General features: G+C 38.4%; 13 protein-coding genes. 11 read left to right on the plus strand and 2 right to left on the minus strand.

Going from position 1 to position 16,112, the window contains the following annotated elements:
• Positions 1 to 268: 268 nt before the first annotated feature.
• The 8 genes from NYE65_RS22825 (at position 269) to NYE65_RS22860 (ending at position 9,556) form a co-directional block, all read left to right on the plus strand.
• Positions 269 to 1,168 carry an ABC transporter ATP-binding protein gene (locus NYE65_RS22825; protein ID WP_340861770.1) on the plus strand — a complete coding sequence of 300 codons (900 nt, stop codon included), beginning with the start codon at positions 269 to 271 and terminating at the stop codon, positions 1,166 to 1,168.
• Positions 1,161 to 2,411 (plus strand): ABC transporter permease, encoded by a 1,251-nt coding sequence (locus tag NYE65_RS22830; RefSeq protein ID WP_328177850.1) that lies wholly within the window; start codon positions 1,161 to 1,163, stop codon positions 2,409 to 2,411. The genes NYE65_RS22825 and NYE65_RS22830 overlap by 8 nt, the downstream gene beginning before the upstream one ends.
• Positions 2,412 to 2,548: 137 nt before the next feature.
• Positions 2,549 to 2,851 carry a hypothetical protein gene (locus NYE65_RS22835; RefSeq protein WP_340861771.1) on the plus strand — a complete coding sequence of 101 codons (303 nt, stop codon included), beginning with the start codon at positions 2,549 to 2,551 and terminating at the stop codon, positions 2,849 to 2,851.
• Positions 2,852 to 3,277: 426 nt separating this feature from the next.
• Complete coding sequence (locus tag NYE65_RS22840) at positions 3,278 to 4,792, plus strand: long-chain-fatty-acid--CoA ligase (protein WP_340861772.1); 1,515 nt, start codon at positions 3,278 to 3,280, stop codon at positions 4,790 to 4,792.
• Positions 4,793 to 4,825: 33 nt separating this feature from the next.
• Positions 4,826 to 5,881, plus strand: coding sequence for a TauD/TfdA family dioxygenase (locus NYE65_RS22845; RefSeq protein ID WP_340861773.1), 1,056 nt, complete (start codon positions 4,826 to 4,828; stop codon positions 5,879 to 5,881).
• A gap of 91 nt (positions 5,882 to 5,972) precedes the next feature.
• On the plus strand, positions 5,973 to 7,265 hold the full coding sequence (locus NYE65_RS22850; protein WP_340861774.1) for an MFS transporter: 1,293 nt from the start codon (positions 5,973 to 5,975) through the stop codon (positions 7,263 to 7,265).
• 160 nt (positions 7,266 to 7,425) lie between these two features.
• Positions 7,426 to 8,424 (plus strand): TauD/TfdA family dioxygenase, encoded by a 999-nt coding sequence (locus NYE65_RS22855; protein WP_340861775.1) that lies wholly within the window; start codon positions 7,426 to 7,428, stop codon positions 8,422 to 8,424.
• Positions 8,425 to 8,602: 178 nt separating this feature from the next.
• Positions 8,603 to 9,556, plus strand: coding sequence for an alpha/beta hydrolase (locus tag NYE65_RS22860; protein ID WP_340861776.1), 954 nt, complete (start codon positions 8,603 to 8,605; stop codon positions 9,554 to 9,556).
• A 108-nt stretch (positions 9,557 to 9,664) separates the two neighbouring features.
• On the opposite strand, the gene NYE65_RS22865 is transcribed toward NYE65_RS22860, so the two are convergent.
• Entirely contained in the window at positions 9,665 to 10,438 is a 774-nt protein-coding gene (locus tag NYE65_RS22865; RefSeq protein WP_063593137.1) for an SDR family NAD(P)-dependent oxidoreductase, read from the minus strand.
• 471 nt (positions 10,439 to 10,909) lie between these two features.
• Here NYE65_RS22865 and NYE65_RS22870 point away from each other — a divergent pair, with 471 nt between their 5' ends.
• Both NYE65_RS22870 and NYE65_RS22875 read left to right on the plus strand, forming a co-directional pair.
• Positions 10,910 to 11,965 carry a TauD/TfdA family dioxygenase gene (locus tag NYE65_RS22870; protein ID WP_340861777.1) on the plus strand — a complete coding sequence of 352 codons (1,056 nt, stop codon included), beginning with the start codon at positions 10,910 to 10,912 and terminating at the stop codon, positions 11,963 to 11,965.
• Positions 11,966 to 12,079: 114 nt separating this feature from the next.
• The gene (locus NYE65_RS22875; RefSeq protein WP_328177842.1) at positions 12,080 to 13,363 is read left to right on the plus strand and encodes an MFS transporter; all 1,284 of its coding nucleotides are present in this window, start codon (positions 12,080 to 12,082) and stop codon (positions 13,361 to 13,363) included.
• Positions 13,364 to 14,186: 823 nt separating this feature from the next.
• Here the strand turns inward: NYE65_RS22875 and NYE65_RS22880 are convergent.
• On the minus strand, positions 14,187 to 15,092 hold the full coding sequence (locus NYE65_RS22880) for a LysR family transcriptional regulator (protein WP_328177841.1): 906 nt from the start codon (positions 15,090 to 15,092) through the stop codon (positions 14,187 to 14,189).
• Positions 15,093 to 15,235: 143 nt separating this feature from the next.
• Here NYE65_RS22880 and NYE65_RS22885 point away from each other — a divergent pair, with 143 nt between their 5' ends.
• Positions 15,236 to 16,024, plus strand: coding sequence for an SDR family NAD(P)-dependent oxidoreductase (locus NYE65_RS22885; RefSeq protein WP_340861778.1), 789 nt, complete (start codon positions 15,236 to 15,238; stop codon positions 16,022 to 16,024).
• Positions 16,025 to 16,112 lie beyond the last annotated feature (88 nt).

Consider the following 16,112-nt stretch of genomic DNA (forward strand, 5'->3'; position numbering starts at 1 on the left):
GAAAGGCGTAAAAGTCCTTTTTTAGTGATGGAAAACTTGATTTCCGTATAATCCAAAATTTAACAATAACAACCTCAATAACGCAAAATTATTGTTTTTACCCACTATTTTACATTTAATTTATTTTCAATAGTTAGATAGTGAAATTTGTTTACTTAATTTACATATAAGCGAAGGATAAAAAGGTTTTTTGGTTCTTGGTGATAGTTGAAAATGGAAAACCTTTCCGTTAACATATAATTAGAATCATATAATAGGAGGTTGCGCATTGGTTTTACACATTAAAGAAGTTACGAAAAAATTCGGGGATTTCACAGCAGTCAACAAGCTTGATTTAACTATTCCCGAAAAAGAAATGTTCGGCTTTTTAGGCGGGAATGGAGCGGGGAAAACGACCACGTTCCGGATGATACTCGGCCTGCTTGACCCTACTGAAGGGGAAGTTGGCTGGGATGGGAAGAAAATCGATTATACGACCAGTTCAATGATTGGCTATCTTCCTGAGGAACGCGGACTATATCCAAAACTGAAGGTGCGCGATCAAATTGTTTATTTGGCTAGATTAAGAGGGATGAACAAACGCGATGCTTTGAGAGAATTGGAGTATTGGCTGGATCGCTTTATGGTGCCCGATTATATCGATAAGCGAGTTGAAGAGCTTTCAAAGGGAAATCAACAAAAAATTCAGCTGATCGCATCCATGATCCATAAACCTGAATTGCTAATCCTAGACGAACCCTTCAGCGGACTGGATCCAGTGAATGTCGAAATCCTTAAGAAAGCGGTCATTGACTTAAGGGACAGCGGCACGACGATCGTTTTCTCGAGCCATCGCATGGAGCATGTCGAAGAGATGTGTGAGCATCTTTGCATCATGCATAAGGGTTCACCTGTTGTGGCTGGAAAGTTAAAAGAAATCAAGCGTTCTTTCGGTAAAAAGAATGTCTCAATTAAAGCGGATTTTGATCTATCTTTCTTGGATCATTATGCAGGTGTAACAAAAGTCAAGAACACGATGGAAGGGAAAGTTCTTCAAGTAACTGGTGAAGATGTGGCTGAGGGCATGCTACGTGATCTTGTTCCAAGAGGTTTCGTCCGGAAATTCGAATTGGAAGAACCATCGCTGACGGATATTTTCATTGAAAAAGTAGGTGCCGTCTATGAATAAATTTTGGATTGTCCTTTCCCATACATACCTATCAAAATTAAAGACGAAATCCTTTATCATTTCTACAATCATTATGATGGCACTGATTCTCGTTCTTTCGAATCTTTCGAATCTTATTGATAAATTCGACAGTGATGAACAGGAAAAGGTTGCCGTAATCGATCAGACTGAAGGCGGTTTATTTGATTCTTATAAAAATGCGGTAGCAGGTGTGAACGATGACCTATCGATAATATCCGCCCAGGATGAAAAGGAAGCGGAGGAAATGGTCAGCGCGGAAGAAATCGTTGGGTATTTATTAATCCAAAAGGATAAAACTCTCGGCTTCAAGGGAACGTACAAAGCGAATCAAATTTCAGATTCTGCGGTAAGTAATGATTTACTATTAGCGCTTACTCAATTGAAGGGTCAAATAACGGCGAAGGAATTGAATTTGACAGAGCAGCAAATCGCTCAGTTGAATACGCCGCCAGCATTTGATACGATTGCTCTTCAGAAAAATGCAAAAACGGAAGAGGATCTCAATCAAGCACGCGGTCTCGTGTATGTGCTCCTATTCGTGATTTACTTCGGTGTGTTGATGTATGCAACGATGATTGCAATGGAAGTGGCTACTGAGAAAACATCACGAGTCATGGAAATCCTGATTTCAAGTGTCCCGCCAGTCACACAAATGTTTGCCAAAATAATGGGTGTTGCTTTACTTAGTCTTACTCAAATGATTTTATTTTTTGGGGTGGGCTATTTCTCGATTAAACAAAACTTGACAGGTATGGATGAAGGATTCTTTTCATTTTTCGGTTTCGGCAGCACAGATATCTCAACGATCATTTATGCAATCATCTTCGCTTTGCTTGGGTATTTTCTGTACGCGACTCTTGCAGCATGCCTTGGATCCGTTGTCAGCAAAATTGAAGATGTCCAGCAAATGATTTCACCGATGACCATGTTAGTTGTCATCGCCTTCATGATTGCAATGTTTGGACTGGGGAATCCTTCAGCCAGTTATATTACGATCACATCATTCATTCCATTTTTCACGCCGATGATCATGTTCTTGCGCGTAGGGATGCTTGAAGTTCCATTCTGGGAAATCGCCATCAGCATAGGAGTGTTGATCTTAACGATTGTTTTACTTGGAATAATCGGAGCAAAAATCTATCGTGGTGGAGTCTTGATGTACGGTAGCTCAAAATCATTGAAAAGCATCAAGAATGCCCTGCAATTATCCAAGAAAAATTAACATGAAACCTGGATCTTTCATCCTGTTGGAGGGGTTCAGGTTTTATTAAGTTAATAATATAGGAACGAAAAGTAGCATAGATATAAGAAAACATAAATATATTCCCTTTATGCAACCACGATTAGGAGTGAATTATTATGAGCAATCTGGTAACGTTGACGATAGTTTCAGAAGCGTTTCTCTTGTTGTCCTTCATCATTATTATTTTATCAACAAGGAGCCCGAAAAAGAATGTTCTCTGGGTCATCCTGTTCATCATTGGAGCTGCACCGCTTTTATATTTAGCCATAGATCATGTGAAAAACGATTATATGGACGCAAATATCGGATTGGGTCTTGCCTTTATGTATACCTGGTTATACAGTGCAGTTGCTTTTATCATTGCCATCATTCTTTTAGTGAAAAAGAAAAGGAATATTAATATTTCAAAAGAACTGTGATAATCACAAATTGGAATCTTAAATTGAATGAAAATAAAAACGCTGAGGATACATGAACTATACCCCGGATAACGGATACACATAAAAAAGTGGCCCTTATCTGGGGTTTTTGTATGTTTCAATAGGATGGTCCCGGCACAATACCGGGACCACCTGTTAGCCGCATAGGCGCTTTTTTATACTGGCCGAAAAATGGGGCCCAGTTACTGGGGTTGTGTCTTTTTATTTAAAAGTAGATGGAGAAATAAGCCCTTCTGTTATCTTGAAGCTCCTTTTTTATATTATTAATACTTACATACAAATTAAAATTTTTAATTTTATTTAATTATAATTAATGAGTATACTAAAAATGTAGTAATAGTTTAAATATTCAAAATAGTTGGCATTCAAAGCCTCCTATGTGAGGAAAGGGGTGGAATTCATTTAATGAGTTATAACTTAAACGAAAATCTAAAAAGAAGCGCAAGTAATTTCCCAGAAAGTATCGCTTACATCTATGGAGATCAAAGTGTTACTTATCAAGAACTAAACCAGAAGGTGGATCAATTGGCTGCTGGTCTGTATGTAAAAGGAATCAGAAAGGGAGATGGAGTGGCTCTTATTTTAGGAAATAGCCCTGAATTTCTCATTGCCTACTACGGTATTTTACGGCTTGGTGCATTTGTTGTTCCGATCAATCCTTTGTATACCCAAGGGGAAATCAACTACTTATTAGACAATTGCCAAGCCAAAGCGGTCATTACTCATGTATCTGTAGAGCCGAAGTTATCAGAAGTAAAAAAGCATTTGAAAACTCTGAAGCTTATCGTTTATACCGAAGCCGAGGATCAGGAATCGACATGGGAGCATCTCATGGAAACAAGCAATGATGTTTGTGGAAGCACTTACATTGATGATGAGGATCTTGCAGTCATTCTATACACATCAGGTACAACGGGGAAACCAAAGGGTGCAATGTTGACGCATCGGAACTTGGTGTCAAATGCGGACTCCATCTCAAAATTACTAGAACTCGATGTTAAAGATCGTGTCTTAGCTGTTCTGCCAATGTTCCATGTATTCTGTATGACAATTTGTTTGAATGCGCCAATTGCTTGTGGGGCAACCGTTCTCATCCAGCCTAGATTCAGCCCTCATGACGTGGTCAGCACCATTCAAGATAAAAAGGCAACCGTGTTTGCTGGAGTACCTACGATGTACAGTTTTATCAATCAATTACCTGAAGCGATTGCAAAGGATTGCCAATCTATTCGCATATGTATCTCTGGAGGTGCCTCGATTTCGGTAGAGCTTCTGCATAAATTTGAAAAAAAGTTTAATGTTTCTATCTTGGAAGGATATGGGCTTTCGGAAACTGCTCCTCTCGTGGCTATTAATCCTTTAAAAGGAACTCGCAAACCAGGTTCTATCGGCTTGAATATTCCAGCTGTCCACAGCAAAGTTGTAGATGAGTTCGGAAAAGAATTGCCAAGAGGAGAAGTCGGAGAATTAGTTGTTCAAGGTCCAAATGTAATGAGGGGTTATTTGGGGATGCCGGAGGCTACTTCAGCTGCTTTTAACGACGGGTGGTTTTACACTGGTGATCTGGCAACAATGGATGAAGAAGGATACATCTTCATTGTTGACCGCAAAAAGGACATTATTATTGTTGGAGGCTACAATGTATATCCTCGTGAAGTGGAGGAAGTCTTGTATCAACATCCTGCTGTGGTAGAGGCGGCCGTAATCGGAGTTCCAGATGGGGAATACGGAGAAAGTGTTAAAGCTTTTGTCGTAGTTAAGGATGAGCAGATCACCATGAATGACATTATTCAATTTTGTCAGGATAAGCTGGTGAAGTATAAGCTTCCTAAACGAGTAGAATTTTTAAAAGAACTGCCTAAGAACTCAACAGGAAAGATTTTGCGCAGAGAATTGAGAGAATTGACTGAAGTGAAGTAAGAAATGAACCAACTTATAAAAGGGGGATTAATTATGTCAACTATTTTAAAGGAAAAAGTAAAAGGGCAGGTAGCATGGAAAGGCACTGACCTGGCTAAAGATGATTCATGGGTTTATTATTTATCTGAAAAAACGGTTGCCTCTCTTGAGAACGCTTTAGTTCATGTTAAACAAAAGGGTTTAAAAGCACCTGATTTTAACAAAGAGGATTTTCCGATTCCTGATATATATGAAGAAATCATATACTTTGTTGAAGAGCTGGAGAATGGGAAAGGGTTCCTATTAATTCGTGGATTACCTATTGAAAGGTATACAGATGAAGATGTAAGCATCATTTACTGGGGTCTGGGACTTCACATGGGCATTCCGGTATCGCAAAACGCGAATGGTGACCTCTTAGGGCACGTCAAAGATCAAGGTTTTAGCTTAGAAAATTCTAATGTACGTGGTTACCAAACGAAACTGCATCTTCCATTTCATGCTGATGGATCTGATGTTGTTGGATTATTAAGCCTGCGAAAAGGGAAATCTGGAGGGCACAGCAGTATCATAAGTTCGATGACTGTTTACAATGAAATTTTGGAGAAGAACCCGGAATATCTAGGAGTTCTCTGTCGTCCATTTTTCTTTGATCGCCGTGGAGAGGAAGCTCCGGGAGAACCTCCAGTATTTAAATCATCAATCTTTAATTATTATGATGGTAAACTGAGCTGTAGATATGTCCGGTTATTTATCGAATCAGCACAAGCAAAGACTGGCATCCAATTGTCAAAAGTGGAAATTGAAGCATTAGACTTACTGGATTCCCTCCTTCATGATGAGAATTTGCATTATAACATGATGTTGGAGCCGGGGGATATGCAGTTCGTCAATAATTATACGATTCTGCACTCACGTACTCAATACGAAGACTATGAGGAGCCGGAACGCAAACGTCATCTTTTAAGATTGTGGCTCACAATGCCAAATGGTCGGGAAATTTCCCCTGAATTCGCGATGTTTATTGATGAGAATACGGGTAAACCAGGTCGCGGCGGTGTACCGCAACGTAAAACAACATCTGGCGGTATTGTAGAAACCCTGAAGTGATTTTTATAAAACGTTTAGTAAGAACGAGTGGGACACCTTTTAAGAACTCAGAAAAAGGTGTTCCTTATATAGTAAAACGTGGGGGATTTACATGACAAGCACTCCAAAATATTCTTGGATTATCTTATTATTTCTTGTTCTTAGCGGGATGATCAACCAAGTGGATAAAATAATTATTGGCTTGGTTTCAGTTCCTTTAATGAAAGAGTTACATTTAAGTCCAACGCAATGGGGAGTCGTAGGAAGTTCTTTCTTTTGGTTCTTTACCTTCTCATCTATTATTCTTGGCGGCATGGCAGATTCAAAAAACACGAAAAAAATGTTAACTTGGATGTCCGTGATTTGGTTGATAGTTCAATTTGTTACCCCTTTCGTTAGCAGTTTATCTATGCTTTTGTTAACCAGAATGATTTTGGGAGCTGGTGAAGGTCCTGCCCCCGCTCTATCCACGGCAATCATGGGGAAATGGTTCCCGAAACATAGGCACGGCATCGGCTTTGGTGCGGTTCTATTGGGAACGACAGGGGGATCTGCGATCGCTTCACCATTATTAATCTCCTTGATTGATCATTATGGATGGAGATCTGCATTTATAGTGATGGGTATTCTGGGACTGATTGTGCTGGTTTTATGGATGATTTTCGGTAAAGAAAGTCCTCAAGAAATCGGCTGTCCGTCGATACAGCATAAGGAACAGCAATCATCCAGCCTCTCTAAAGTTTCTTGGAGTCAGTTTCTTCCGCATCTGATATCTAAAAATTTTATTCTGATCGTTCTGTGCGGGGGGTGTGCCTATTGGTTATTGTCCGTACAAGCGGTATGGCTTCCGGCCTATTTCACCAAAATTCAACATTTTAATGGTCAAACATTAAAATTAGCCGTGTCTTTACCTTTTCTTTTTGCTGCCTTTTTCCAATTAGGATTTGCCATTCTATCAGATCGGCTCTATCGTAAAACCGGAGATATTCGTAAAGCACGAATAAATCTTGCCGGCATAACGATGATGTTATCCGCTTTATGCTTATACCTAGCAAATGCCGTGAATTCCACGGCGATGTCCATATTGTTCTTCACCCTTGCTCCGGGTTTTGCGTATGTCATTCTTTCACTAGCACCCGCAATATTGATGGAGTTTTTTTCTCCCCAGAATATTGGAAAGGCACAAGGGACGTTCATTGCACTTGCGAGTACGACAAGTATTATCGCTCCACTCGTATTTGGCTATTTTATTCAAAATGCGGAGACTGAAGCTATCGGATATGGATACGCATTTCAAATTTCTTCTTTAGGGATGCTAATTATCGGATTATTGTTTTGGATCGGTGTACGTCCCGCAAAGGAAAGCCACACAATAATTGAAACAGATGAGCAAGCGAGTATTTAAGTGATATAAACGTAGATTGAACGATTCTTGGTAAAGTTATATTGATCTAACTTAATAATAAGTTACAAATCATATTTCATTTAATTATTAATAATAAGTGTACCATGAATGATGAATTCAAAATACTTTGTCAATTAAATGATATAAAGGAGGAATAAGCATGTCAGGTATTTTAAAGGAAAAAATTCAAGGGCCTTCAGCGTGGAAAGGTATCGAACTAGCAAAAGATGATTCATGGATTTATTATTTGTCGGAGAAAACCCTTGCTGCCCTTGACAAGGCTGTTATACATGTTCAACAAAAAGGGTTAAAGGCACCCAATTTTAACAAGGAGGATTTCCCAGTTCCTGATCTCGCTGATGAAATTGATTATTTTGTTGACGAGCTGGAGAATGGGAGAGGATTTCTATTGATTCGTGGGTTACCAATGGATCAATATACCGACGATGAAGCTAGTATCATTTACTGGGGCCTTGGACTTCACCTGGGCCTACCGATCATTCAAGGAAAAAAGGGTGAACTCTTAGGGCATATTAAAAATATGGGTAAAGACTTTAATGATAATACAACAGTAAGAGGTTACCAAACGAATGTACGCCTAGACTATCACACAGATCTCGCTGATGTTGTCGGATTATTATGTCTTCGTAAAGCGAAATATGGCGGTTTAAGCAGTATCGCTAGTGCGATGTCTATCTATAATGAAGTTCTGGAAAAACACCCGGAGTACCTTGAAATTCTCTATCGTCCATTCGCCCATGATCTTCGCGGCGAAGAAGCACCAGGTCAATCCCCAGTAGTTCCATCACCGATCTTTAGCTATTACGATGGTAAATTAAGCTGCAGATATATGCGTCAATATGTCGAATCAGCGCAAACGAAAACAGGTATCTCTTTGTCGAAAGAGGAAATCGAAGCATTTAATTTTATAGATTCCCTTACTGCTGATGAAAACTTTCATATTGATATGATGATGGAACCGGGTGATATGCAATTCGTTAATAATTATACCGTTTTTCATTCACGTACACTATTTGTAGATTATGAAGAAGATGACCGAAAACGTCATTTATTAAGATTGTGGCTCATGATGCCAAATGGCAGAAAAATTGCTCCAGGTTTCGAGTTTTATATAGGAGGAGCACCTGTAATTAGATAAAAATCGGTGGTAATAATAATCACCAATATTTCTTGTATGGTGATTTTATTCAACGAAAAGGATGAATAAAATCACCATTTTCTGTTTTTATTTTGAAAGTTAATTTGAGAGTTTCGTGACTGGAATAATGGTTTCGCATATAGACTGGGTAATTAAAAAATAACCTGAAGTGGGGATGATGTTTTTGGCAAGTCTAGATCCGCAAGCAGAAAAATATTTACAAGCATTTAATCAGCTTCCTTCCATTCATACGATGGATCATAAGTCAGTAAGAGAGATGCTTTCTACAGCGCCGCGTTCTGCTGTAAAACTGGAACCGCTTTCAAAAGTTGAGGAATTCATGATTCCGGTAAGCAATGATGAAACAATTAAATGCAGGGTATATATACCGGAAGGGCAAGGTCCTTTCCCTCTATTTATTTACTACCATGGTGGAGGATGGGTTCTAGGAGACATTGAATCATCGGATGCTAGCTGCCGAATGATAGCGAATCGAACGGAAAGTATCGTTGTATCCGTAAACTATCGTCTTTCTCCAGAGTATAAGTTTCCGACTCCAGTAGAAGACGCCTATTCCGCATTGCAATGGGTTTTTGAAAATGGGCCTTCATTTAACGGAGAAGTTTCTCGATTGGTAGTTGGAGGGGATAGCGTAGGTGGAAATCTAGCGACTGTAATTACGATGATGGCTAGAAACAAAAAAGGTCCAAACATCGCTGCACAGGTCTTAGTCTATCCTGCGACAAATCTTGAGTTCAATACGGAATCCCATCGAACCTTTGCAAAAGGATTTGGTCTTGATCGCGAACAGTTGATTTGGTTCCGTGATCATTATTTAAGGAATAGTGAGGACAGGTGTAATGAGTATGCTTCCCCCTTGGTAGCTCAAGATTTAAGTGGTCTCCCGCCTGCAATTATTATTACAGCGGAAAATGATGTGCTTCGGGATGAAGGAATGGCCTATGCTGAACGTCTGAAAGATTTTGGTGTTCAAGTTGAATATGAATGTGAACCCGGGATGGTCCACGGATTTTTTGTACAAATGGATATTTTCTCAAAGAACATAGAATTGACTGTTTCTAGGATCGAGAAGTTCTTGAGTTCCTTAAAATATAAAATTGGGACAGATTGAAAGAAAATGTTTTAAATGAAGCGAGCCTCAGAATTTAGTGAGGCTCGCTTTTTAAAATAACCTATTTAATTTTACTAACGAAACAGTAACAATCGTAACCCTAGGCATTTAGTAATAAACGGTATTTCCAATTCCACCGGTTACCGAAATGACATCGCCAGTTATGGATGCCGCCAAAGGTGAGGCTAGGAAGGTAACGACATAAGCAATTTCCTCTGGTGTAATCAAGCGGCCGAGGGCATTCATTGATGCTGCCTGGCGTATAGCTTCCTCATTAGTGACACGGCCTCTAAACGTTTCAGTATCGACAATCCCTGGATAAACTGCATTGACAGTAATTTCGTGCTTTCCTAATTCTAATGATGCGGATTTTGTCATATGGACAACAGACGCATTACGAGGTCCGGAACTAAAATAATTACCGCCTATTCTAGCTGCCAGACCACTTATATTGATAATACGTCCCCAATTATTTTGAATCATATAAGGTGCAACAGCTCGGATACATCGAAAATAGCCCAAATACTTTTCCTCAAAATCTTTCAGGATAAGTTCATCTTTAATGCTGTTAAATTCCTCTGGTTCATGGCCTCCAACACGGGCTCCACTGTTGATTAAAATATCAATGCTTCCCATTTCTGCTGCTGATTTTTCAACTAAATTTAGGATAGAGTCAGGATCATTAGTATCTGCCACGATTGGATAAATACTTCTGTTGGTTTCTTTGGCCAATTCGTCTGCTGCATTCTTTAGTGAAGATTCGTTTCTTGAACAAATCGTACAATCTACACCTTCCAAAGCCAACTGACGGGCAATAGCTTTGCCAATACCCCTGCTTCCTCCAACGATAAGTGCTTTTTTTCCAGATAATTTTAAGTCCATAGTTCAACCTCCTGTTTCGAATTAACTTGTATTAGACTCCGCTTGAAAGTTATTTATGAGAATAGTTAATCATTTCTATCTTTGATTCTACCTATAAATGATAATTATATAAAATTAAAAATTTTAAATTGCAGTTAAGTTTTATTAATATAATGATAGGCATTGTACGATTTCCATGTACAAGGGCATCGCATTTTCCATTTATTAGTAAAGGTGATATACAGATTAAATTTTTTAATTTTATTTTACTGAAAATTATGAATATAATTAATGAAATAACAATTATAACAGTCAGAAGTTATTTAGAGCGCTTTCATGGAGGTGAAGGGGGGGACAAGGAACATCATTTATTAAGCAATGATTGTTTGTATAAGGATCTGAAAGTTAGTGGCAGTCGCTGTTGAAGTAGGAAAAACAGCCCAAACTTTTTCATTGGTTAAAATTGCAATAGAAAACGAAGGAGGGTTCTCAGTGCAATCTATTTTAAAGGAAAAAATTCAAGGACCAGTAGCTTGGAAAGGTATTGATTTAGCAAAAAATGATTCATGGATTTATTATTTGTCAGAGAAAACGATCGCAAATCTTGAAAGCGCTTTATTTTATGTAAAACAAAAAGGGTTAAAGGCACCTGATTTTAACAAGGAGGACTTTCCAATTCCGGATCTCTTTGACGAAATAGCCTATTTTATAAACGAGCTGGAAAATGGGAGAGGTTTTCTATTAATTCGTGGCTTACCAATAGAAAAGTATACAGATGAAGAAGCCAGCATCATATACTGGGGTCTCGGAGTCCACCTGGGCATCCCGGTAACGCAAAACGCAAAAGGTGATCTATTAGGGCATGTTGTTGACCAAGGTCTCGATATTAATGATTCAAATGTACGTGGTTACCAAACGAATGCTCATCTTCCCTTTCACCCTGATGGATCTGACGTAGTCGGATTATTGTGTCTTCGAAAAGCTAAAGCTGGCGGTTACAGTAGTATCGTTAGTTCCATCGCGGTTTACAATGAAATACTGGATAGGTACCCAGAGTATCTTGGAATTCTCTATCTTCCATATTTCCTGGATCGTCGTGGTGAGGAAACACCAGGTGAATCTCCTGTTTATTCATCACCAGTCTTTAGTTATTACGAAGGTAAATTAAGCTGCAGATATAACCGCGGATATGTCGAATCGGCACAGGCGAAAACAGGGAGATACTTGTCAAAAGTTGAAACTGAAGCATATGACTTAATGGATTCCCTCCTATATGATGAAAACATGCATATTGATATGATGATGGAACCGGGTGATATGCAATTTGTTAATAATTATACTGTTCTTCATTCACGTACTGTATATGAAGACTTTGAAGAACCTGAACGCAAACGTCATTTATTAAGATTATGGCTTACGATGCCAAATGGGCGAGAAATTGCGCCAGACTTCGCGATGTTCATTGATGAGAAAACTGGTAAAGCGGGTCGCGGCGGTATTCCGGTACGCGACAAAACAGCTGGAGGTATTGTAGATAAAATGAGGTAATGGGATTAATAAATATAAAGAGTTTAGACAAGGTTAAACACGCAAGATTTACCTTTATAAACTTTTAAAACACCATTGATTCATGTTAACGGAATAGAAGGGGAGATTATTAATTTGAAAACACCTAAATATTCTTGGATCATATTATTAATTCTTGTAGCTTCAGGTATGATCAACCAGGTTGATAAAATTATCATTGGTTTGGTCTCTGTTCCTCTAATGAAAGAATTACATTTAAGTCCTTCACAATGGGGAATTGTCGGGAGTTCGTTTTTTTGGTTCTTTACCTTTTCATCTTTCATTCTAGGGGGAATGGCCGATTCAAGAAATACGAAAAAAATGTTTACTTGGATTTCGTTTATCTGGTTGATTGTTCAATTTACCACTCCTTTTGTTTCCAGTCTGTCGCTGCTAGTTTTAACAAGAATGGTCTTGGGAGCAGGAGAAGGTCCTGCAGTTGCTATATCAACTTCAATAATAGGAAAGTGGTTTCCTAAACATAGACATGGTATAGGCTTTGGTGCTGTTCTCTTTGGGGCAACAATCGGGCCCGCGATTGCTTCGCCATTATTAATCTCCTTGATCAATGGATATGGATGGAGATCTGCTTTTATAGCAATGGGAATTGTTGGACTAGTGGTGCTAGTTTTATGGTTGATTCTTGGAAAAGAAAGCCCAAAAGAAATTGGTTCGTATACTTTTGATCAAGAAGATAAGCACTCAATAATTTCTTCTAATGTTTCTTGGCGTCAATTTCTTCCGTATCTATTATCTAAAAATTTTATTTTTATCGTTTTGTGTGCAGGCTGTGCCTATTGGTTATTGTCCGTTCAAGCGGTATGGTTTCCTGCATATTTTACCGAAATTAAACGTTTTGATGGAAAAATGTTAAAACTTGCAGTGTCTTTACCTTTTCTTTCTGCTGCCCTTTGTCAAATTGTCTTTGCCTTGTTATCGGATTGGCTTTATCGCAAAACAGGAGATATTCGTAAAGCACGAATAAATGTTGCAGGGATTACGATGGTGTTATCCGCTATTTGTTTATTTCTTGCAAATGCCTTTAATTCTAGTTCTATTTCCATTCTATTCTTCATCCTTGCTCCGGGTTTTGCAATTGTTATTCTTTCACTCGCACCCGCCATATTAATGGAATTATTTTCACCCAAAAACATTGGAAAGGCTCAAGGGACCTATGTGGCCCTATCAAGTTCAACAAGCATTATTGCTCCACTCATATTCGGGTATTTTATCCAGTATGCTGGAACAGAGGCAATTGGATATGGTTATGGCTTCCAAGTAACTTCTTTGGTTATGTTCGTAATCGGATTATTGTTTTGGGCCATTGTCCGTCCTGTGAACCAAAACCAGATAAAACCTGAGGAACAAGTTATTGTATAGAATAGGTGAATCAAGGAGGGAAATAAACTATGTGTAAAAATGAAAAGGCCGTTTCTGAGATGGACTGTTGTGTATTGTGTCGTGAAGAATTAGCTATTATGGAGCGAAATCGCAGCAAGTGCTGGAGTTGTCAGGATAAGATAACCGAGACTTACGCTGATGATCATATCGAAGTGGAGGAATGATAATTCAGTAGTTTCGTAACAGGATTTGAACTATACCCCCGATAATGGACACACATAAAAAGTGTCCCTTATCCGGGTTTTTTTGTTCAATAGGTTTAAAGAGTATGGAAGCAGGATTTCCATGAGAAAGAATATATATACTCTGAATTTCAGATTAAAGAACTTAAAAAGAATCTTACTATCATAAGTGCTTCAGAGCGGGCTATCTCCTAAAATCATGAATTTAAAACAAAAGCTGTTAAGGGATGTAATAAGGGGAAATACCCCTCTCGAATTTTCTTTGAACATGGATTTACTTTCGAAATAATTGGTAAGGAACAACCTAAGTGTTGTCTACATCAAATGGTATGATACCTTTGAAAGGGTTTGGTGAGGGAGGCTTTTCTTACGGAACACAGTGGAAAAGGAAGTATAAGTCGCCCTTCTTCCAGTCCACTGTTTGCAGAGGGTCAACTTAAGAATGCCGAAGCGTGAATCAAATTCCTTGAAGCAGAAAATGAGTTTCAAAAAATGGCCAAAAGGCTACTATTAAAAGGTAGAGAGGTAACACTGCTAATTTCTGTTAGGGTAGAGATAGATTTTAAAAAAGAGAAGCTTTTCGCCACCTTGAGACGAAGAGCCTTCTCTTTTTTTCTTTTTTAATTCTTAATGATTTCTGATTTTAAATAATGAATATATTTGTTGGCAAAACTGGACAAATGCTTATTCTCTGAACGAACTAATCCTAAAGAAATATTTACAGTCGGGTGATACACCAAATCAATTGGAACGATATCGCCATTAATGATAAGGGGATAGTTTTTCATTACGAAATCAGGCGCAAATGTAATTGCCAAATTTTCATTGACGGCTTGGAGAACTCCATCCATATTATTTGATGTAAATAAGATTTTCAAGGGCTTATATTTATGAAAGAATTCTTGTACAAAATACTGCATAAATTCACCCTTATATGTCACGAGAGTTTGATCAAGTATATCATGCGGAGTTATAGTACCAAGGATGGCTATGGGAGAATGCTTAGAAACATATACTTTCTGCTTCCCTTCGATTAATGCTTCAAAAGCTATTCCTTCCATGTTTATGTTCAAATCACGTGAATACGTAATCAGTCCAATGTCAGTCTTGTGCTGTCGAACATCTTCAATTACAGCAGATCCACTTTTATCGGAAACCTCCAAATTTACGTACGGATAATCATGTCTAAATGATGCTATCGCTTTTACCAGGAACGTCATCAGTCCAGGTAATGACGAAATTTTTAGTTCCCCCACTTCCGTGGAATTCAATAAGTTAGCAGTCTCTTTTATTTCCTCAAGTTTTTTTTGTATTTCATAGGCGAGTTTCAGAATGATTCTTCCTTCATCGGTTGGGACAGCGCCGTGTCCCCGTGACCGCTTAAGAACTTTAATCCCCAACTCCTTTTCCAAGTTGGTTATGGACTGGCTGATGTTGGATTGAGTCACATGTAGATTCTGTGCTGCAATAGACAGAGAATTGTATTTTGCGACTTCTACGATATATAGTAATTGTTCAATATTCATGACTGTTCTCCTTTTTTAATATTAGTAAAACTTACTTACCACATTAAAATCTTTAATTTTATTTAATTATAATTTATTAGTATAATCAATATCAATAATATTTTAAAATCTTTGAATATTCAAAAAAACAAGGGGGAACTAGAATGTCATTGAACCAATTGTTTGATTTAAATGGTAAGACAGCAATCGTGACCGGAGGCGGCAGCGGGTTAGGTCGTGTAATGGCACTGGCGTTGGCAGAAGCCGGAGCAAACGTTGTTGTATGTTCACGGCGTTTAGAGGTTTGCAAAGCAGTTGTAAAGGAAATTGAGGCGTTAGGAAGACAGGCACTTGGTCTATCATTGGATGTCACGGATCGGGAATCTGTCGTTCAAGGTGTAGAGAAAGCGATTTCTTATTTTGGGAAAATCGAAATTTTAGTCAACAGCAGCGGAACAGTTTTTGAGTCTCCTGCTACTGATATGCCTTTAGAACAATGGCAAGCTATGCTGGATACAAATGTGACAGGAACATTCTTGATGTGTCAGGCAGTTGGAAAACATATGATTAATAACGAATACGGTAAAATCATTAATATTTCTTCTAGTATCGGCTTTAAAGGAGTTGACCCGGAAGCTGTGGATTCTGTCGGATATACAACCAGTAAGGGTGCAGTCATGACTTTAACGAAGGATCTAGCAGTTAAGTGGGGCCGACATGGGGTGTATGTAAATTCAATTGCTCCTGGAGTTTTCACTACAGGAATGAATAACCCAGAAATACCGGGAACACTTGTACACAAAGCAGGTCCTTTCATTGCCTCACAAGTTCCTGTTAGAAGATTAGGTAGTGACAATGATTTGGTAGGTGCACTCCTATACTTTGCTTCAGCAGCATCTGATTATTGTACTGGACATATTTTGACTCTTGATGGTGGACTTGGGGCTAAGTAAATTTCATTTGGTTGCGTAAATTAACCATACTTAATTGCAATTAAAAAATAACGATTTTACTTAATTGATAATTATGAATATACTGAAT

The sequence above is a fragment of the Peribacillus sp. FSL R5-0717 genome, assembly GCF_038002945.1.
Classification (GTDB): domain Bacteria; phylum Bacillota; class Bacilli; order Bacillales; family DSM-1321; genus Peribacillus; species Peribacillus frigoritolerans.